This window comes from Bacteroides mucinivorans (assembly GCF_034654355.2).
Classification (GTDB): domain Bacteria; phylum Bacteroidota; class Bacteroidia; order Bacteroidales; family Bacteroidaceae; genus Bacteroides; species Bacteroides nordii.
Genome location: NZ_CP178179.1, coordinates 4,890,598 through 4,912,912, shown reverse-complemented (window position 1 = coordinate 4,912,912; position 22,315 = coordinate 4,890,598). Strand labels below are relative to the sequence as shown.

9 protein-coding genes are annotated in these 22,315 nt (G+C 37.9%); 8 read left to right on the top strand and 1 reads right to left on the bottom strand.

The window, feature by feature from the left end; genetic code table 11:
* Positions 1 to 14: 14 nt before the first annotated feature.
* On the bottom strand, positions 15 to 3,980 hold the full coding sequence (locus tag VCM39_RS18720) for an ATP-binding protein (protein ID WP_322933959.1): 3,966 nt from the start codon (positions 3,978 to 3,980) through the stop codon (positions 15 to 17).
* A 1,462-nt stretch (positions 3,981 to 5,442) separates the two neighbouring features.
* Here VCM39_RS18720 and VCM39_RS18715 point away from each other — a divergent pair.
* The 8 genes from VCM39_RS18715 to VCM39_RS18680 all read left to right on the top strand — a co-directional run bounded on the left by VCM39_RS18715 (position 5,443) and on the right by VCM39_RS18680 (position 22,304).
* Complete coding sequence (locus tag VCM39_RS18715) at positions 5,443 to 5,886, top strand: T9SS type A sorting domain-containing protein (protein WP_221650882.1); 444 nt, start codon at positions 5,443 to 5,445, stop codon at positions 5,884 to 5,886.
* A 19-nt stretch (positions 5,887 to 5,905) separates the two neighbouring features.
* The gene (locus VCM39_RS18710) at positions 5,906 to 12,295 is read left to right on the top strand and encodes an RHS repeat-associated core domain-containing protein (RefSeq protein ID WP_322933958.1); all 6,390 of its coding nucleotides are present in this window, start codon (positions 5,906 to 5,908) and stop codon (positions 12,293 to 12,295) included.
* Between the two features lie 11 nt (positions 12,296 to 12,306).
* The gene (locus VCM39_RS18705) at positions 12,307 to 12,813 is read left to right on the top strand and encodes a hypothetical protein (protein ID WP_322933957.1); all 507 of its coding nucleotides are present in this window, start codon (positions 12,307 to 12,309) and stop codon (positions 12,811 to 12,813) included.
* On the top strand, positions 12,810 to 12,983 hold the full coding sequence (locus tag VCM39_RS18700) for a hypothetical protein (protein ID WP_322933956.1): 174 nt from the start codon (positions 12,810 to 12,812) through the stop codon (positions 12,981 to 12,983). Before VCM39_RS18705 ends, VCM39_RS18700 begins: the two co-directional genes overlap by 4 nt.
* A 335-nt stretch (positions 12,984 to 13,318) precedes the next feature.
* Positions 13,319 to 14,380 (top strand): hypothetical protein, encoded by a 1,062-nt coding sequence (locus tag VCM39_RS18695; RefSeq protein ID WP_322933955.1) that lies wholly within the window; start codon positions 13,319 to 13,321, stop codon positions 14,378 to 14,380.
* Between the two features lie 150 nt (positions 14,381 to 14,530).
* Positions 14,531 to 17,092 carry a LamG-like jellyroll fold domain-containing protein gene (locus VCM39_RS18690; RefSeq protein WP_322933954.1) on the top strand — a complete coding sequence of 854 codons (2,562 nt, stop codon included), beginning with the start codon at positions 14,531 to 14,533 and terminating at the stop codon, positions 17,090 to 17,092.
* A gap of 15 nt (positions 17,093 to 17,107) precedes the next feature.
* Positions 17,108 to 20,371, top strand: a complete 3,264-nt coding sequence (locus tag VCM39_RS18685) for a TonB-dependent receptor (RefSeq protein WP_322933953.1) — start codon at positions 17,108 to 17,110, stop codon at positions 20,369 to 20,371.
* Positions 20,372 to 20,387: 16 nt separating this feature from the next.
* Complete coding sequence (locus VCM39_RS18680) at positions 20,388 to 22,304, top strand: RagB/SusD family nutrient uptake outer membrane protein (RefSeq protein WP_322933952.1); 1,917 nt, start codon at positions 20,388 to 20,390, stop codon at positions 22,302 to 22,304.
* Positions 22,305 to 22,315: the final 11 nt, after the last annotated feature.

Here is a 22,315-nt window from a genome sequence, read left to right as displayed (position 1 = left end):
ATATTGAAAGATACTTATTTTTGAAGATTTTCTTCTCTGTATTTGGTAGGTGTGCAACCTACCATTTTTTTAAAGAATGTACTGAAATAACGTTGACTGCTAAATCCTACCGCTTCTGATATTTCAAGCATATTGCAATTTGTTTCGCGTAACATTTGTATTGCTTTTTCTATGCGGAAGTTATTGATGCAATCATTGATACCCATATAGTTCAGAGCTTTTAGTCTGTTATAAAGTGTGGTTCGCGCCATTCCCATTCTTTCAGCAATGAAGTCTACATCTAAATCTGGATTGTTTAGATTTTCTATAATAATACCATTTAATTTGAATAAAAATTGTTCATCTGCATTGCTTGGTTCTTTTCCTTCTATTGATATGCCATTGGAGTGATTACGATAGTGCTTTTGCAGTATTTTTCTGTTTTTTAATAGGTTATGTACTATTACAACTAACTCTTCTACCTCAAATGGTTTTGTCAGATAAATATCGGCACCCGATTTGTATCCGAAAGCTGTACTTTCGATATCCGTTCGGGCAGTGAGTAGAATAACAGGAATGAAACATGTACTTTCTGTTCTTTTGATTTGCTGACAAAGTTCTAATCCGTCTCCTCCTTGCATCATGATATCACTCACAATGATATCAGGCAATTTCTGTGTGGCAATCTTAAATGCATCTTTTCCATTGTTAGCTGTATATGTGTTCTGGAAATATTCTTTCATGGCCTCTTTGAGGAAATTACATAGCTCTATATTATCTTCTACTATTAGTATAGAGTAATTCTTTGCGTCGAACGGTTCTTCTTCCTTGTTCGTTTCTTGCTTTTCTCTCTCGGGAAAGCGTAGTATATCGTTGAGTGATATGTTTATAGATTGTTCTAAGGCTTTCTCACTTTCTCTTTCCGGTAGTTCGAAATAGAAAGTTGCTCCCGCTTTTTCGTTGTTATATGCATTAATTTTACCTCCTTGTAATTTTACTAAGACTTTTACATAAGATAATCCGATACCACTTCCTTCTTTAGATTTCTTTCCTTGATAGAAACGTACAAAAAGATGTTTCATATCTTCTTCATCCAGTCCGATACCTTCATCGGTTACCGAAATACATATATATCCTTTTTCTTTTCGCGTTGTTAAGACGACTGTACTTCCTTCCGGAGTAAATTTCAAAGCATTCACCAGTAGATTGGATACGATCATTTCGCACTTGTTTGTATCAAATGTCCAATCAGTAATCAGGCTATCCAGATTGTATATCAGTTGTACTCCTTTATTGGTGAATTCGTCTGTAAAGCTATCGGCAATGTCTTTCAGCCATTTGTTGAAAGGGACAGTAGAAAGATGTAATACATTTTGTCCCATTTCTATACGGCGTACATCTAATACCATTTCTATTAGATTTTTCATTCTTCGAACTTGTTTACATATGCTTTCCAGCTGTTCTTTCAATTTGTTGTCGGTTATTATGTCTTTACTTAACACGCGTTTGAGTGGAGCATATATAAGCATAAGAGGAGTCCGTAACTCATGACTCATATTGATGAGGAAACGTATTTTTTCCTCATTCATATTCTGTTTATGTTCTTTTAGTTTCCATTGCAATTTTCGTTCTTTTTTACGGTTGTAATAAATAACATAACAAATGCAGATAGCTATAAAAAAGACAATTAATAACAGTTTAAGATAGGGACTTTGCCACCAGGGGGTAGGGATCTTTAAGCTGAGTATCGGCGTCGTTGTTGTCCAGCTACCATTTCGGTTGCTACATGAAACAGACACTTCATAATGGCCGGGAGGGAGCGAATAAAGTGCCAACGAAGGTGCATACGATTCAATATCACGTGCCAGACCTGAAATGTGAAACCTGTATATTCTCCGTCGAAATACATCTTCTTCGTTCCTTATTAATTTTATGATAAGTGATGTATAGTGATAGGGTATAGTCAGTTCGCCTGTTTCCGAAACCTGATTTGTAATGATTGCTCCGTTCAGTTCCACATCCATTAGTTTTATGGTAGGGGTGTTACTGTCTTTAAACGGATAGCCTTTGCAGATACGTAACAAACCGTTCGCTCCACATAGATAAATATCTCCCGACTGGGATATCGGGCTATTGGTGTACATGTATTCATTGGCTAAAGCACCATCGTTTTCATCAAAAATAGTGAATCGCTTCTCTGATATTGAATAAGCAAACAGCATGTTGCGAGCACCTACCCATATTCTTCCTGTAGGGTCGTAAATGGCTGTTCTTGCTTCACTGAATAAAGAAGTCTCTATCTTGTCGACCGATTTATTTTTCTGGTTGTATTTCATTAGTCCCCGATTGGTTGCCATCCAAAAATCCCCTTGAGGATCGTTGCATACCCCATTGATGGTGACGTTTACATTGGTATAATAAATTGGGAATAAAGTTTGAGTCCGATTGTCCACTCTGAAAATATTCTTGACTCCGCATAGATAAGCTACCGAGTCGGTTGAGGCAATCACTTTCAGATTACTGATAGGAGTATCTGTATCTTTTCTTATGCCCTCCATCTGGAGAGGAATAAGCTGGGCTGTTTTTAGGTTATAGATATATACCTGTTCTGCCAGTATGTAGTATTTGTCCGGAGAAAATTGATGTATGTTGATGCCTATTCCTGTAGAATTGATTTGCTCTCTAAGATTTTGGTCCATAAAGTTACATGGACGGCAAACTCCTGTCATTTTATTGAAAAAATAAAGCCCTTTTCCGAAAAAAGAAACAACTAACTCTTGCTGGCTATATCCTGCTATCGATACTACTTTCTCTTTGCTGCAGGCAGGATAATGCATGAATGTGTTTTCTGTCTGATTCAAGCGGTTAATGCCACCGCCGTCCGTTCCTACATACATGAAATTATCCTCTTCATACAAGCATAAAGCAGTTTTATTGCTTAGTCCATAAATATTGTTTAATGGTGCATCCTGAAAAGTGTGCATATATACTTCACGGATGTTTAGAAGTCCACTTCGGATAGTACCTGCCCATAAATTCTGTGAATGATCCACATATAGACTCTTTATAGAATTTGCTGGAAGTGAGTTACTGTTTCCAGTCTGGTATTCAATTGTACGGAAAGTGTTGGTGGCAAGATGAAAACGTGCAATTCCACCTCCATCAGTAGCTATCCACAACTCATCTTTATAAGTAAGCATATCTAATATGATATCGTTGCACAACTCCGAATTTCGTGTTGAATAGCGGCCGATTTCATGACCATTTACGTCATAACATACAATTCCTTTGCCATAGGGCGATAACCATAGATTTTTGTGTTCATCCAGAAAATAGGAACTGATATGTTGTTCCTGGCATGGGGCAAAAGGAGTTAGTTGGTGACTGTCTGCATGATATAGATAGACCCCTTTCCATTGTGTTCCTACTATGTATATGTTTTCTTTCCAGGGTTTGATATATGTAAAATAGTCACTGATAGCTTTTCCATTATTAACAACAGGGAGGCTGTGCAACTGCTGATCGGCATAACTATATATCCAAAGGCCTGTTCCGGCAAATAGAACTCCAGTATCTAACAAACAGGCGGCTTTTGCCTGTACCGGAGCATTGTTATAATATAATAGAGTGAAATTATCTTCTCCCCGGTTATATAGCGATAGTCCTTCTTGGGTTCCTATCCATAGGTTGAGTTGGGAGTCTTCTTTGAGAAAGCAGATATCATTGTCTGGTAGAGATTTGAGAGAATACGAATCGTAAAAGTAATTTTTAAGTTCGTATTGATCGAAACGGTTTAGGCCCATTCGGGTTCCTATCCAGATTATTCCTTTGTAATCTTTGAGTATACAATTGACTGTTGTCTGTGAAAGACCTTCTTTCAAAGATAATTGTTTAAAATAATAGTCAGGGAAAGCGTATGAAGGAGAAACGGTGCATTGTATTAGTAGAATACATCCGACGAACCGGCATAAGCTGGTTAGTACATTTATATAGTTTCTCATAATAGGTTTTTCAAATTTGTCTGGACAAAATTAAAACAAATGTAACAGATAAACAAAAAGTGCAAGATAATAATGAGTTTTTAATTACAAGATAATGTTGTTGTATTGTTATTAATATTGTTAACTCATATCTTTAACTCTATATTTGAAGCATGCCAAAGTATATACTATTAGCGTTCTTCATCAATTTAGTTGAAAGCGTAATCCTAATGAACTGATGTTGGTGTATTGAATGTACTATCCTGATGAAATTAATAAAGGTTTTGAGAAATGCAGTTATCCTGTCTTTTTGTTTCGATATGATTGATTTTTATGACACCTTTATTCTAATTATTGCTGTAACTGGAGAATAAACTGCATAATAATATAAATTATTATGCACATTCTGTCGTATAATCTTTCTTTGTTTGGATAACTATGCACATTCAGCCGGAATGTTATCCTAATTTCCCCGGTATGATAAGTTCGGTTTCTCTACGAGGAACGACTCGAACCTCGTAGAGAAACGATTCGAGACTCTACGAGAAAAAATAAAAACCGCCTTAAAAAACATTTTGGACGCTAACTGATAGCTAAATTCGCTCCATTTTTAACTATTAAAAGTATAATCAAATAAACTGATGATATTGAATTGTGTAATGAAGATCGAAAAAACGAGATGCTTTTGTTATATAATTCTCCGAAAATCGTACAATAGGAATAATCAAAATCGGAAATGCCGAAGATTTTTATCACCTGTGAGAAACCTTCTCGTAATTAGAGGATTCCAGAGGATCAGGAATGTCACTTTGTCAAATTGTAAGTAGGCATGTACTGTATATTTCTATCGTACAATACTCAGAACCGTACAAGAATAAATCTTTCAACTAAATTGGCAAAGAAACCAATCTTAGTATGTATAAGTGTATACTTTTAGCATCTAATAGAAGCGCCATTAACACATGCTTAAGTGTACACTTTTATAATATTTATAAATATTTTTTTTAAAAGTATTGGTTATTAGTGATTTATGAACCGAAAATATGCCATGTCGTTTTTGAGGAATCTTTTTCTCATATAGGAACTAAGTTATAAAAAATATGCAATCGGTACTCTACTTCATATTTATGGAAATTTCTGCAAGCTTTTCGGAATCGGAGTAAACTACCGTTCTACATTCTACTGCATCGGTTTGCCGAATCCTTGGAAATATGAGTATTTTGTGAATATCGATTTTTAATTCCGTATATTACTCTGGAAATAGAATATTATACTCCTATTGAATCATATTTATTTTTATTTTGATGTTTCAAATTGTTTAAATATGCCCGAGATTGTCCTGAATATCCTTTAAAGAATGATTTTAGAAAAAAGTTGAATGATTTGAAACATCGGAATATTTTTGATTTCGTATTATTGCCCAACATAAAGAACCTTAATTAGATAATACCTTTTTGAGTTAACATTATTAATACTACATGCTATGAAAACTTTTTTCCTTTTCTTGTTATTTTCAGCAACTATTGCTGTTGGAACAAATGTTTCTGCACAAACTGTGCAGTTACAGTATTCTTATGACAGTGCCGGTAACCGGGTTTCTCGTCTTTTGGTAACTTCCCGATCTTTTTCTCCTTTTATCGAAAATGATTCTTTAGAGAATGATACTTGGGAAAATAAACTATCCAGAGAGAATATTCGTGTTTATCCAACTCCTGTAATAACAGATTTAACTGTTAGCTTGTCCGGATTACCGGAACCGGGTGTCGGCACATTACAACTTTATGATATGCAGGGGAAACTGTTGTTGAAAGAAACAGTTCGTACAACGGAAACAGTGATCTCTATGCGGGAATTCATTCCGGGTGTATATATCATGAAGCTGGTTTTCGGACAGATGCAGTCTGCGTGGAAAATTATCAAAGAATAGCCTTTAATATCTCAATATTATGAAAGTGAAAAATACATTTTTATACCCTTGTTACGTCTTTGGGATTCTAAGTTTTTGTTTCGTTTCTCATATAAATGCTCAGACTTATAGTATCGGTTCACAGTCTAAACATTGGCGAATTACTGTAGATAGCCTCAGTTCTATTGTTCCGGATTCTATTATTCGCATTGAACATCCGGTCCGGAATACAGATGCAAATAATACCTTCAAAACTGAAATGGTTACCCCTTTATTGGCGGAGGAAACGCATGCTCATATTCCTACTTCTGTAACTGTCGATACTAAATATACGGTAGGTGAGATACCTTTTACTTCTGAAGTAGCGTCTACAGGAGCTATTACTTACAATGTTCCTATTGAAATTACTCCTATACGGAATGGCTTTAATCCGGAAATTTCCATAGCTTACAATAGTCAGGGAGGAAATAATGTATTGGGATATGGTTGGAGTATTAATGGCTTATCATCTATTACCCGGATTGATAAGAGCATTTATTATGATGGAGTGACTGAACTTATGACATTTAATACAAATGATGCATTTGTTTTGGATGGCATGAGATTACTTCCGGTGGCAGGGCAGGTAAATACTTATGAGCCGGAACGTGGAAATATGCGTATAAAGGCCGATGTGTCCGGAAATACTATAAACTCTTTTACCGTAGAATATCCGGATGGGAGTAAAGCCATGTATAGCAATACCAGTAATATATCTTTTCCTATTACACGATTTGAAGATGCTTTGGGAAATTATAATACCTACGAATATGAAACGATTGACAATCATAGCTATATAACGAAAATCTATTCCGGAATCCATTCTTCATTTGATATGTCTATCACAGAGATGGATTTTATTTATAAATCACGTGCTGATATTATATCCGGTTATCAGAATGGTATGGAGTTTAAGTTGTCATGTTTGCTCGATAAAATAAAATGCTGGGATAAGGGAGATTTTGTTGATGAATATTCTTTTACTTATCAGACGGATAGAGTGTCATTATTGACTGGGATTGGAAGAGGGCATCTGAATCCATTGAAGTTCTACTATGGATATAGTGATAATACAACGGAAAAGCTTCAGAAGCAGGAAGTCGGATTAATGATGCATTATGATGAATCCGTATCAGTAATAGTAAATAAAGGAAAATTTGATTACGGTTCCGATGACGACGCCTTAATAGTCTATCCGGATAAGAGCCCTTGTTCTTCTTATTATAAGCCGAGCAGTACTTTTCAACATTCTGTATATTACTATTTTTCTGAATTTGCTCCGGAGCAGGAATTGTTGGTTTACCAAAATCTGGGTAGTGTTGCTCCTTCGCCTACCAAGCTTTTGGCTGAGGATGGTTTTCAGGCGTTATTGTCGGCAGATGTGGATGGAAAATCCGGCGATGAAATCTTGAAGATTAACAACACTTTGGTTGACGACCGGGATGTGGTTACGATAAAAACCTATAAGCCGGATTTAAAAAATTCCATGAGTCTGGAGTCTACTTTTACATTTACCAGCGATGCTGTAACGCATATAAATAATAAGAGTTTTTGGCCTAAAACCTATCTGCCGGGTGATTATAATGGGGACGGGAAAATTGAAGTGTTGGCAGTGTCTATGTACCATCCCCTCGAGAAAGAGTTGGATTCAAAGTGCATGCTATTTGATTTATCCGGTCGACGAACCCTTTTCAATGCTCATGTTTTTAATTTTAATGTTAAAAAGGATATGGTTATTCCAATGGATGTGGATGGAGACGGAAAAACCGATCTCTGCCATTTGCATGAAAGTGGAATGGATGTTTATAGTTTTAAAATAACCAATGGAGCCTATTCATTGAATAAACTATTCACATATCCGGATTTGAATATTAATAAATTACGAAATAGAAACTTAATGCTTGGCGATGTGAATGGGGATGGCAAAGTGGATTTTGTTGTTACTCCGGTTAAATCCTATGATGAGTGGGGAAATCTGGATGTTTTGACAAAAACTTCCGAATACTGCCCGGCATGCCTTTGGCATTATCCGAATAGTGATGTATGTCCGCAGTGCCATTATCCCATAGGATATGTCAATGAATGCGTCAATTGCAGAAAGCCTCTCGTTAATGGTGAATGTCCTAAACATGGTGCTGCTTATCGAGTGGCGACAACGATACCCTATCATAATGGGACAGTATGGGATACTTATCTTTCTACCGGTAGTGGTTTGGTTAAAACCCAACAAGAACTTATGGAATACCGGACAGATGAGCACTATGCATTACAAGATGTGGATGCTGACGGCTTGGTCGATTTGATAAGGCATGAATCGGCCAATACGGCTGCAAGTGTAGATGCCTGGCTTAATAAAAATGGTTCCTTTTCAATCGGACTTACTTTTGTGGGTATTCCCAAGGATAGTTATATTGTGCCCTCTTCTGTTGCTACGTCCAATTATTATAATTTTTTATTAGCTGTGAAAGGGCCGAGGTTGGTGAAAGTAAATAGTATGATTAATGGGGCGAAACAATATTTACTGACGGGTATGGTTAATAGTTTCGGGGTGGTACATCGTAACTATTATCAGCGTTTGAATGGACGTGAATACGGAAGCCCTTTTGGGTTTTATGTAAAAGGTACGGAAGCTACTTTCCCATATACTGATTTCAACGGTCCTTTGTGGGTAACAGCTTCGCGGGAAACCTTACTCAACGGTTCATTGATAAGTAATCTGTCGTACACTTATAAAGAGGCTATTTTTCATCGTCAGGGATTAGGTTTTACCGGAATGAAAAATATGGAAGCGTATGATAAATTACGTAACCGAGTAGTTTCTTCCCAAACGTATGATCCTTTGAGGTTCGGAGTACCGGTAAGAGAGATTACCCCTACAGTAGAAACTAATAATGTCTATTATGTGGGAGTTACCGCTAATAAAAAAGCTACAGTCAGACCGGTTAGGGTTTCTGTTAAAAACTTACTGAAAAATACGACTGTTACAAAAACATACAGCTACGATGGATATAGTAATCCTGTATCCGAAGTAACTGCTTATACGGATGTACAGACTTCAAATGTAATACAAACGAATGTAGTACAAACTTATCAGAATCTGGTCACAACCGAACACTATTGGATTGGACTTCCTCTTTTAAAGACTGTAACGGATAACCGTGATGGAACTTCCTGGACTCAATCGGAAGAAATTATTTATAAATCAGGTACTGTGCTACCTGAGAGTAAGATTACTAAAACGAACGGTAATAAGACAGAAGAGATACGGTGGACCTATAATGAGTATAATAATGTACTTACAGAGATGAGTGCACCATATACAAGTACGGCGTTTCAAGGAAGTACGTATACGTATTATCTGAATCGAGATATTGAGACGGAGACTGATATGTTAGGACGGACTACTCGCTATGATTATGATGAGTGGGGAAGAGTTAGTTCCATGACAGATTTTCTATCTAATATTTTTCATTATAGCTATAGTGCAACCCATTTATCACAGGTTCGGTTATTTAATCGTAGTTCCGCGACACGTTATGATATAAAAAAGGATGTAACTTATTCATGGAGCCCTTCAATGGGAATATACTCTGTGACAGAAATAACAGTTGGACAACCTAAAAAGGAGACGTATTATGATGCTTTGAACCGGGAAGTATGGAGTGGGAACCAGCGGTTTGATGGAAGCTGGCAATATACGGCTACCGAATATGATGAATATGGACGTGTGAAAAGGGTTTCTCAACCATTTAAAGTTCAACCCTCACTATGGACTACTTATAGTTATGATAATTATGACCGTACGATATCCGTAACAGAAGCTTCTGGTGGAATAAGTACTACCGATTATTCAGGGAATCAAGTGATTACTACTGATACAAGGGGAATGGCTACTACCCGAACTTACGATAAGAGTGGATTATTGACAGCCGTTTCCGATCTGGGAGGGACAATTACCTATGAATATCGGCCGGATAGGCAACCTAAGAAAATAATAGCTCCGGGAGATGTTGTTACTTCTTTTGAGTATGATACCTATGGGCGGCGGACCAAACTTATAGACCCGAGTGCAGGTACGCAAAGTTACTCAGAAAACGTTAGTGGTAATCAAAGAGATATAAGAGAGACGGATGCTAATGGTAAAACAAAATTATCTAGTTCTACATTGGATGGACGCATTTTAAGAGTAAAACGTCCCGAATTTGAAACTATATGTAAATATAATGTTATAACGAAATTCCTGGAAAAGGAGATTTCGACTAATGGGACATCAAAGTATTATACTTATGATAAATTTGGGCGAATTGCTACTGAGATAGAATATGCTCCGGATAGTGTTTGGTTGAAACGTACTTATACCTATAATACTGATGATAACCTCTCAAAAATCATCTATGAAACGTCTGATGATAGTTCTGTAATGGAGGAAAATCGTATTTATATGAATGGTTATCTGACAGAAATAAAATTGGGTACAACTTCGATATGGAAATTAGCAAGTGAAAATGAGTTGGGAAAACCTACAATTGTTTCAACCGGGCCATTAACTCGTACTTATAAATATGACAATTACGGGTTTCCTACAGAACGTCAAGTGGGCTCTATACGGCATTCAAAATATTTGTTTAATGCGCGGTATGGTTATTTATTTACTCGTACGGACGCAATTCGTAATAAAACAGAGCATTTTGACTATGATAATTTGAACCGTTTGGTTGATTTTGAAAATATGCAGAATCATTATGATTCGAAAGGTAATGTAATCAAAATAGTGGGAATTGGTGACCTAAAATATACGAATACTTCAAAGCCATATGCTATCACCGAGTTCGTTTCTTATACCGGTTATTTAGTTCCAAAAAGTAACCAAAATGTTATTTATAATTCTTTTAGACGACCGGTAACAATTACTGAGAATAATACTACGGCTACATTTGTTTATAAGGCAAATGGAAATCGTGTAAAAATGACAATAGCCCCGAGTAGCATTAACCAACAATATCGCTATTATTTAGGAGGTTGTTATGAAAAAGATGACTCCAAAAGTTTATTGTATATCGGTGGGGATGCATATTCCGCTCCAGCGGTTTATGTAAAGGAGAATGGTTCTTGGAATATTTACTATATTTGTCGTGATTATTTGGGAAGTATTACGCACATAACAAATTCTTCTGGAAATGTGGTGCAAGAATTGAGTTATGATGCTTGGGGGCGTTTATGTAATCCTGAAACTCAATCTGTATATGCTCCCGGAAGTGAGCCATCATTATTTCTAAATCGTGGTTACACTGGGCATGAGCATTTATCTATATTCGGATTGATAAATATGAACGCTCGTTTATACGATCCATTATTAGGTCGTTTTTTGAGCCCGGATCCATATGTGCAGATGCTGGAAAATAGCCAAAGTTTTAATCGTTATAGCTATTGCTTGAATAATCCATTGATGTATAGGGACCAAACGGGAGAGATTGCGTGGTTTGTTCCGGTGATAATAGGTGCAGTGGTAGGGGCTTATGTAGGAGCATCTATTCAGTCTCATACGGCTGCATTTTGGAATTGGAAACCGGATTGTTGGAAAGGTGCTATAGCTGGTGGCGTGATTGGTGCTACACTTGGATATGGTTTTTCGGCAGCGATAGGTGCTACAGGTATGACAACAATGGCAGCTGGTGTGAGTGTTCCAACAAAGACGGCAGGTTTGGTTAGTACGATGTTGAATAGTGGCTCAATAAATATTGGAATAAATGCCCTTTCAGGTGGTGGTTGGGACGGAGCGTGGAAGTCCGGTCTCGTAGGTATGGCTTCTGGCGCTTGGACTGCTACCGGAGGCTTGGGAATGGTAAAAGGTTTTGGCTCTACATCAAATATTGGGCAGTTGTCGGGGAAATTAGGTTATGAGATGATAGGGACAGTGGGACGTTCGATAGGTAAAAACTGGGCACAAGGGGATAATCCTTTTTCAAAAGTCTCTTTAGGAGTTGGACCTGTTAACTTGACTATAGGGAAAGGACAAAAGTTATTGCAATGGCAGAATAATATAGGGAATATTGCAACAAATGCTTTTGGGTTGATAAATTTGGCATTTGGTGGAAATGCTAGTTTTGACTGGAAGAACTTGTCATTAAATTATAGTGGTGGAGGCGTTGATCACTTTTATTCACCCAAGATTTGGGATACTGGATTTGGTGCTCATGCTATTATTGGTAACTCGAATTTAAATAATTTGTATTCACATGAACTCCACCATTTATGGCAATCCCGTTCTATGGGAGATGCTTTTCTTTTGAATTATTTTATGCATGGACTAAATTCTGTTGTTAGACATGGAACCCTTATTGGTATACAAAATTTCTTTGAAACACAAGCGGATACAAAATATTGGTGGTAATTAAAAGCAGATTGAAGATAATAAAAAAAATAGTTTTTATTTTAGTAATGATATTTTGTTATTCTTGTATGGATGTGTTTTATCATGGAGATTTAGCTACTCCTATAAAAATTAACGGAATTGATTCATTAAAATTGAATTCAGAATGTGGCGAATTTAGTTTGGTAGCTTTAGGCTATCAGATGAAAAATCCAAGTCAATATACTATATTTTTGAAATATAATTTTAATACAAGTAATGGTGTACTGCATACGGATTCTTTTAAAATTCTAAAAAACGATGGTTTTATTGTAAATAATGTTCGATTTATGCATCGTAGTAAGAAGCAGACTAGTCGGAGAACTAAACAAATTGAGCAGAATATATATCAAATCGAAGCCGATGAGATTGTTTTCGTATCATTTGATATTTCTTTTCTTAAAGAGACGAAAAAGGAGATAACAATTCTCCCGAGTGATTATATCATTTGCAAAGAAAAACCTCTATTGAAAGATACAATTAAAATATCTTTAAAATGATTATCTGTTTAGAAACTGCTTTGAGTGCTTCCCGCACGGTGAGGTACGCCAAGCGATGGTTCCTGCGTTTCAATAAAAATCTAAAACTCTGTGCCCTCTATGGTGAACTGATTCATTACTTGATCAGCTTTGAACTCAATAACCAACTGCTGATTCGCATAATGTTCTAATTTGTCCCATAATGTTTCAAATCGTCCGGAATTGTTTGTATTGGACAAATTTGAAAAAAAGTTTGAGCTATTTAAAACATGAAGATAATATAAAGCGCATACATTTGCAATGCGATTAATTAAAGAATCTTATTTAAAGCAATCGCATCCTTTGGTAAACTTGATCTATAAGAAGATGTACATTATGAAATGGTCTTTTCTTCCTTTTATCTATCGTTTACTGCCGGAGGTATAAAATTTCTTTCTCTTATTAAAAGGAGAGTGGAATAAAAGTTTAAAGATAGCAGATTTACTGCTTACTTATATTTATTGTTTAACATAAAAATTAATGTATTATGAAAAAAGTATTACTTATGGTGGCTGCAGGTTTATTTGTAGCAACAGGTGTAATGGCACAGGTCGATGTTAGTCCTAAAAATTGGTCGTTTGACAAATTGGCGAAGGGCAGCGCTGATGGTTTATTTATTAGAGAGTCATCAGCTATAGGAGGAAACTTTAAAGGAGATGACGCTCTTGGTAAAGGATTTCGGTGGGCGGATAATCTAGAAGGCGGCTTCTCTGTTGCTAATTGGACAGGAGCAGGAGATATTGCTTATAAAGATATGACTGCCGGTCAGAAAGCTAATCTGGAAGCTTTTTATCATGCGTTCCAAATTGTAGATGGTGGAAAATTAGGTAATATTATGATTTATCAGGGGAATGCATCTACTGCAACAGACGCTCGCGCTGTAAAGAATGCTGAAAGCATGAGTGCCCCTAATGTATATGTCGTTTCTCAAAAAGATCTGCCTATAGGAATGTATAGGATATCTATCCCTATGCGTGTTGTTTTAAATGAAGATATTACTAACACAGTAGATATTAATTGTTATTTTGGAACTTCTTGGTGGGATAATAAACCATTTTTAGGTGGTACAAATACTGATGGTAATTTCCATTTATCTGCAATAAAAGATTTTAATAGCTATTGGACAAATTATCAGTTTGAAGTAGAAATCACTTCGAATTCAGCTGCTGACTATGATTTTACTCCTCTTTTAATTAAATTAGGACTTGGTGGAACAATTGCTAACCAATCTATCCTGATGTTTGATGATTTGAAAATAGAAAGGATTACGGAGGCTACTTTGGGGGGACAATTAAAGATAGATGCTGTTGACTGGACCGACGCTCCGACAGGTATTTCATATACTAAATATGAAGATAACGTGATTGTTTTTGCAAACGATAATGGCATATCTGTAATAGATGCTACTGCTCCGATTGAAGTGTACACTGTTGCCGGACAATTGATTGAAAAGGTATTTCCTAATGCTACTGTGACTACTATTCCTGTAAACGAAAGAGGTGCTTATATTGTGAAAACCGGTGATATGACTCGTAAAGTGATTTATTAATTGAAGTGATAGTTGTGTATTAAAAAATATACATACTCTTTTGAAAAGAAAGTGGGAGTATCTCAGTGAAGAATGCTCCTGACTTTCTTAACTCGATAAATACCTCTTTCTTTTGTTAATCTTTAACTCATCTTTATATATTAGTCAAGCATGAAGAAATCTCTTTCTTTTTTCGTAGGTCTGCTGTGTGGTGTATCAGCATTGACCGTTTCGGCTCAGACTGTAAATTATGCATTAAAAAATGCTGAAGGTACTGGCTATGTGGAAACCTCCGTTATCAAAGAATTAAATAATAGCTCTGAAGTAACTTTTCAGGCATGGATTAAACCTGAAGCTTTGTCGGCCAACGCACAACTGTTTTATCAGGATAATCTCTCCTTACATCTTGATGCAGCTGGAAAACTGGTTGTGACTTCGGGCAAACAAAGTGTAACGTTAAATAGTTATACTTTCTCTTTAGGTCAGTGGGCACAAGTTTCTGTTTGTGTGGCCAGCGGAATGGTTAAAGTATATATTAATAATGTAGATTATTCGGATGCCATATCGGGAACATTGCCCGCCACCTTAACGGTTGCTTCCGAACGAGCTGGTTTTATAGGAAAAGGATTTAAGGGAGAATTGGATGAAATTCGTATCTGGAACAAAGCGTTGGGACAGAAAGAACTCTATTGGCGGAATACATTGAATAAGTTCAATCCTAATTATGAATCACTGGTTGCTTATTGGAAAGGTGATCAGGATTTGTGTGAAAATCTGGTGGATTACAAACTGGCATATCATGGAACATTTCATTCTGTAAGTAGAGTACCGGTTACTGATAATGCCGAATTCCGTTATCGTGTATCTACCGGTTATACTAATCTTATTCGTTTCATAGACCGCCCCAATATTGATCGTGATATGTTTCTTATGACAAATGATTTGATCATACTGACCGCAAAGGTTCAGAAAGACGGTTCTTTAAAAACAGAATATGCGGATAATTCTGCAGAAGCGGTCAATGTAGGATATTTGGAAGAGTTTGAAGGACGAAAGGGTATAATGGATTTTCAAGGAGCTGGTGCCGGAATGACAGCTGCGGATGGGGATTTGTTTTATAGTTCGGGAACTGGATTTGGACGCGAACTTGTAGGCGTAGGTACACTGGAAGGTTGGATTTATATTGATAATTGGACAGAAGGGGCTTTGTTGTTTTCCAAGCGTAAGTCTGACACTGAATGTATTGAAGTACGGCTGGGCAATGAAGCAACGAAAGATATTGTAGTAGATCTTAATGGAACTGTCGGAACCTTGAGTAATAAAGTCGAGATAGGGAAATGGCATTATTTATCTGTGTATTTTTCTCCAAGTGTTGTGGCGGATATTACTAATACGCGCCTCTCATTCAATCTTATTCAAATCGGAGTTGATTACACTATTTTTAATGGTTTAAGCGGTGTTAAACTGAGTGGAAATGGCATGAATATTTCCGCTATACCTGCACTGGAAGGAACGCCGGTTGTATTGGGTAAAAACCTTGACGGCAAAATGGATGAATGGATGGTGTGGGGCTCTGGCCGTGCTGGTAGTGTGGAGAATGATGCTACTAATCCTTATAAATTGAATGTAGGTGAGTGGAACAATATCTTCCTGAATGCTTATTGGAAGGGCGATGATCCGGATCATATCGGAAAAGACTCGCAAAGCTTTACGGGGATGATTGATTTCATGAAAGATTATTACGCCAACCATCGTGGTATGAAGATACGGATGGGACTTATCTATCCCGAGGGTGATAAGTGGAGCGGCGTACTGAATAAGAAAGAAAATGTAGACCGTTTGATTGCCGATGCAAAGAAATTACTACCTTATTTTGATGGTATTGATGTCGATCTTGAATGGCATTATTATAATATCTTGAATCCAGTGATCCGTAGGCTGATAGATGAGGTGATGGCAGGAGAGGATGACAAAATATTCTCTGTTTCCCAACACGATTATTCATATACTTTGGATAAGAGCCTGTTAACCGATCCGGGAATTGATTATTTTACAATGCAGTTATATGGTCCTCAAACCAGTACGTATACGTGGGATTATTATGAAGCTGCTTATAAACATTTTATCGATTACGGATACCCGAAAGATAAATTAGTGCTTTCCTATGGTGTTTTGTTGGTGGACGGCTCAGAAGCCGGATACAAGGATCTTTTTGAGAAGTTAGGTATGAATGACGATAATTATGATCCTGACCTGAATATATGGATGGACAGATATTATTTCAATGGCGTGAATCAGGTGAAACGCAAACAGAACTTTATTCTCGATAATAGGTGTTTGGGCACGATGTATTTTGATATGGCCAATGACCTGCGTGTGAGTGATTATAAGAGCTTAATACGGGCACAGAATGACATTATCGCTTCTAACGTAGATACTTTGATAACTCAGGTGAAGACAGGGCCGGTAGTGGGCATTCAGCAACTTAAAAATAGCACTTCAAGTTTGTGTAGCATTATGCGTTCGGGTGATGATATGGGTTTTGTCGTTGTACTTGCCGATGGAATATCACATGCCGTATGCAGTATTTATAATGACAGTGGTGTTTTATGTCGGCAAGAAATATTGAAGCAGAAAGAAACCACTATTGAATGGGGCGAACTGCCAAAGGGAGTTTATTTGATTTGCGTGAATGACGGGAATAAGAGTGAATCAATCAAGCTATATAAATAATTAAATAGAATACTTATGAAAAATAGACAACTGCGTGTAGTAACATTACTATGTGTATTGCTCTTTTCTACTGTTTCTTTTGCTCAGATCATGATCAAAGGAACCGTCAAGGGAGAGGATGGGTATGGAATACCGGGTGCAAGTGTGTTAGTTAAAGAGACTGCTAATGGTACTGTGACGGATATTGATGGTAATTTTAGTATCTCGGTTCCGTCAGACAAGTCAACTTTGGAGTTCCGCTTTATAGGATATCAGACACAGACTATTAAAGTAGGTAAAAAAACAGTGTTCGATATAATTCTGAAAGAAGATTCCGAAATGCTGGACGAAGTAGTGGTGGTGGGATATGGACAGATGAAGAAGAGTGATCTGACCGGTGCTATCGGTTCTTACCGTCCCAATGAAAATGAGGCCAGTAAAGTGGCTTCCATAGACAATATGTTACAAGGTAAAATAGCCGGTTTGAGTGTAGGCACTTCTGTCGATGCTCCGGGTGCAGCCAGCTCTGTTACGATTCGTGGTGCCAACTCTTTACGAGGCGATAACCAGCCTTTGTATGTGATTGATAATATTCCCCAAGCTTCTACGGGTGAGTTTGCTTCTACCGGCGATGATAATATCGCCATTGCTACCAATGCATTGAGCTCCTTGAATCCCAATGATATAGAGAGCATTGAGGTGTTGAAGGATGCTTCGGCAACAGCTATTTATGGTTCGCGTGGTGCAAATGGAGTTATCCTGATTACCACAAAGAAGGGTAAATCGGGAAAAACGTCGGTGAATGTCTCTGCCAATTTTACAATAACGGATGCCAGTAACTTGCTGGAAATGATGAACCTGCATGATTATGCTGTTTATTCGCTGATTCGTGGAGGTGTTTCTCCTAATGAAGGACTGTGGAAGGTTGATAAAGTGACCGGTGAAACAGTGTGGAATGATTATTATAAGTATTTTATCGATGAAAATAATGATGTGTGGCGTAAGAATGGTGAAGACTCTAAATTGAATGAACCGTGGAGCCGGTTACAGCAGATAGACTGGCAAAAGGAAATTTATAGTACCTCCTTCTCGCAGAATTATGCAGTAACCTTGAATGGAGGTACCGATAAAGTAACCTATTTTGCCTCTGCCTCTTATAAGGATATTGAAGGGCTGGTGCAAGGAACCGGTCTGAAACAAGGAGACTTCCGCTTAAACTTAAATGCCGATTTATCTAAAAAAATAAAACTGGCTATATCATTGAATGGGTCTATTAAGGATAATGATATGATGGCTGGCGGTAATTCCGTAGGTGGTGCTACAGGAGCTGTTTCCGGCGTTGCATTGTCCTCAGCTCCATATAATAAATCACAGGAGGAGCTGGATCAGATTACAGATATAGCTTCTCGTGCTACCGTGTGGACCTGGGTAGACGAATTTGATGATAAAACAACCGAGAAGACATTCCGTGGTTCTATTGACTTAAGCTGGAACATCGTTAAGTGGTTAAGTTACAACTTACGTGCGGGGGGGAATATAAGCTTGCAAGATCGTGACCGCTGGTATGGACTGCCTTTGTATGAAGGTTCTATACAGCACGGATATGTGACCCAATCTTCCTTTGATCGAAGCAACTATACAGTAGAGAATATGCTGCAGTTTAATCACGAAGTGAAAGATATTGTTTCTATCAATGCTACAGCAGGTGTGACATATGATGCTTATACTTCTTTGAGTAAAGTAGTGGTAGGTAATAAATTTAACGTTTTTGACCTTCGTTCTAACGGATTACATCTTGCTGGTAATAAAGAATATAAACAGCCGCTACAGGATGACTACCAATTGCTGTCTGCACTGGGACGCGCTAATCTTTCTTTTCTCAACGGACGCTATTTGCTGACAGCTTCTATCCGTGCCGACGGTTCCAGTAAGTTTAAAGAAGGTAACCGTTGGGCCTATTTCCCTGCTGCTACTGTGGCGTGGCGTATGGAGCAGGAAAAATTCATGCACGATGTGAGTTGGCTGAATCAATTGAAGATCCGTGCCGGTTATGGTAAGACCGGATCTCAGTCTATTAGCTCTTATAGTACGTTTGCTCCCTATGCTTCTTTGGGTGATGACGGCAAACCGGCTCAATCGGCTTCAGGAGACGGGACGAAACTGATCGGTTTGATCGTGAACAAGTTAGCTAATGAAGGTCTGAAGTGGGAAACTACCGCTTCTTATAATATCGGTATGGATTTTGCTTTTTTGGATAGCCGGATCAGCGGTAGTGTAGATGTATATTCTAAAACAACCAGTAATCTTTTGATTCAACGAGATCTTCCACCCTCTACCGGATATAAAAGTATGACTGTTAATCAAGGTAAACTTCGCAATAAAGGTATTGAGGTTTCTTTGAATGGTGATATTATTCGTAATCGTACCTTTACTTGGTCACTTTCCGGAAATATTTCATTTAACAGAGGGAAGATTCTCGACTTTGGTTTGCCTGAAGAGCAGTGGGGGGTAAATGATGATGGTAGTTCTCGTATGTGGAAGGCCTATCTGGGCGCTTCTTTGGGAAATCATTTCCATGAGGCCAATATTTTTGTGGCAGACCATGCGCCCGGATTATTTTATGGCTATCAGACGGACGGAATTATTCAGGAGAATGATCCCTACCTGTCACAAGTGACCAACTCGGTAGGTACATTGGGAGCTGGTAATTTAAAGTTTGTAGATCGCAATGGGGATAAAAAAATCGATGAAAAGGATAAAACGATTATAGGTAATCCGAATCCGGACTTTACGTATGGAATCCAAACCAGCTTTACGTGGAAATCTTTGACACTGTCATTGGCATTTAACGGGGTCTATGGTAATGATATTTTGAATGCTAATGCACGTTATTATAATTTCCCTTCTCAATCCAACGGTATGGTTCTGGCCGAGTCCTATCGTAATATGTACCATGAAGAGAATCCCTGGAACGGAGCAGCTAATTATAGTCGTACTACGACATCGCCTAACTCAACTGTTCCGCAAGTTGTATTTGACAGCTATGTAGAAGATGGTAGTTTCCTTCGTTGCACGGATATCACTTTAGGGTATGATTTGCCTAAAAACTGGGTTAAGAAAATCCGCTTCTCAAATATAGGGGTTTTTGCATCGGCAAAGAATTTGTTCTGTATTAACAATTATTCCGGTTATGATCCTGAAGTGAATACTTTTGCCTTTGACGGAACACGCCCGGGGATAGACTTGAGCTCTTATCCTCATACTCGTTCGTTTATCTTCGGTCTTAATGTTTCATTCTAAAAAAGAAGATCTGATTATGAGAAAGTTTTATAGTATAGTATATATATTGTTTTTTGTAAGTCTGTTTAGTTCCTGCTTGGACGAAGATCCGAAATATACGCTTAACTCGAAAGTGGTTTATGAGAGTGAGTCTGCCGCACAATTGGCATTAAACGGCATCTATGGTACGATGGCTACCCAAGGAGGGTTTGCTCAGTTGATACCGGAAGTCAATACGGAAGCTTCCGGTTTATGCTGGACATCTTATAAAACCTCGGACAATCGTTGTCAATATACAGCAGGCCTTATTCCGGTGGCTAATGAGTTTAATGATTTAGTATGGGGAGCTTTGTATAAGGCTATTACCAATTGCAATATATTTATTAATAGTTGTAATGATAGTGAGTCCGGCAACTGGACAACTAAACCCAATATGGTGGCACAGGCAAAGTTTATGCGAGCGGTTTGTTACTATAATCTGTTAGCTTTTTACGGAGGGGTACCTTTGCGTCTGGAACCGTCTACCAGCAGTAACATTGCTCTTCCACGTGCTTCACGCCAGCAAGTGATTGATCAGATTGCAACAGACTGGACGGAAGCTGCCGCTGACTTAAGTGAGACGAGTAGTTTGGCCAGTGGCACTCCTACAGCTCCCAGTAAGTATTCGGCTTACGCATATCTTACCAAATTGTATTGGATATTGGGATGTAATGCATGGGCTGCTGAGCAGGGAGATGTATGGGCTAATGGTGAATTGAAAAACGCCTGGCCAGAAATGCAGAGTAGCCAGAGCTATTTCACAAAAGCAAAAGAGTATGGCGACCTGGTGATTGAAAAGGGAGGATTTGAACTGGAAGCAAGCATGAAAACACTTTTTGGAGGTAAACGAGTACCTTTCTCTAAAGAATTTGTTTTTGTAGTTGATGCTACCGGTAATACTTCTGAGAATGTCGGTTACAACTCATTGCACTGGACTTTTTCTCCGCAAAACTGTTCACCGGGTGAAACTTGGGGACGTTCTCAACCTAATAAGTCATTTTATGATTGGGCACATGGTACTTACCAGGATGATCCACGCCTGAAAATTACATTTACTTCTCTCTACGAGAAATATGAAAACGGTGTACCTGCGGGGGAATATACTTCTGCTTATCCGCTGGTTACGAAAAATGTGAAAGATACCGTGGGTTGGGAAATGAGAGATACGATTATTGCAGGTCGCCCTATAAAAATAAAAGTGCCTATTGTTGAAAAGAAATTTACAGTTATCGATTCTATTGATTATCGGATTGGCGGACCCTATGCCGATCCTCGTAATCCGGCAATTGCTGAACTCGATTCTACTTTGAAAGCTAATTTTGCAAAGACGAAAGGGCCAGCTGACTGGAATATTAATGACTGGCCTTATTTTTATAAATATTTTACTACCGATTGCACCGGACGTTATGCTAATAATAATTTGTATGTATATCGTTATGCTGACTTTCTGTTGCTTATGGCCGATGTAGAGAATGAATTGGGAAATAAAGGTACCGCAATCTCATTGGTAAATAAGGTGTTATATCGTGCCCGTCATTCGGGAAGTAAGGTCAGCATATATCCGAAGGATTGGGACAACCTCCTGACGTCAGAACAGATTCGGGAGAAAATATTCCACGAACGCCTTTTTGAATTGGCTGCTGAGTATGACGGATTTACAGATACGCGTCGTCGTGGTATCGCGTGGAGACAGAAAATCCTTGAACGGAACAACAACCATGAAATAACCAAGGCTTGCTATGAGCATGGTGTAGCGAATAACTATAAATCAGATTGGAGAGAGTATTGGTATCCGAATGATGGGCAGGAAGATTGGAACACTTATCTGGTACGTAATCAACTGCTTCCTATTCCTCAAGGTGAATTGAGTACAAATGACGATGTTAATATAGGAAATCAGAATCCGGGTTATTAAGAATAGAGAGA

Bases quoted from the DNA above. Each gene is read 5' to 3' on its own strand.
- VCM39_RS18720 (WP_322933959.1), bottom strand. From the start codon at position 3,980: ATGAGAAACTATATAAATGTACTAACCAGCTTATGCCGGTTCGTCGGA.
- VCM39_RS18715 (WP_221650882.1), top strand. From the start codon at position 5,443: ATGAAAACTTTTTTCCTTTTCTTGTTATTTTCAGCAACTATTGCTGTT.
- VCM39_RS18710 (WP_322933958.1), top strand. From the start codon at position 5,906: ATGAAAGTGAAAAATACATTTTTATACCCTTGTTACGTCTTTGGGATT.
- VCM39_RS18700 (WP_322933956.1), top strand. From the start codon at position 12,810: ATGATTATCTGTTTAGAAACTGCTTTGAGTGCTTCCCGCACGGTGAGG.
- VCM39_RS18695 (WP_322933955.1), top strand. From the start codon at position 13,319: ATGAAAAAAGTATTACTTATGGTGGCTGCAGGTTTATTTGTAGCAACA.
- VCM39_RS18690 (WP_322933954.1), top strand. From the start codon at position 14,531: ATGAAGAAATCTCTTTCTTTTTTCGTAGGTCTGCTGTGTGGTGTATCA.
- VCM39_RS18685 (WP_322933953.1), top strand. From the start codon at position 17,108: ATGAAAAATAGACAACTGCGTGTAGTAACATTACTATGTGTATTGCTC.
- VCM39_RS18680 (WP_322933952.1), top strand. From the start codon at position 20,388: ATGAGAAAGTTTTATAGTATAGTATATATATTGTTTTTTGTAAGTCTG.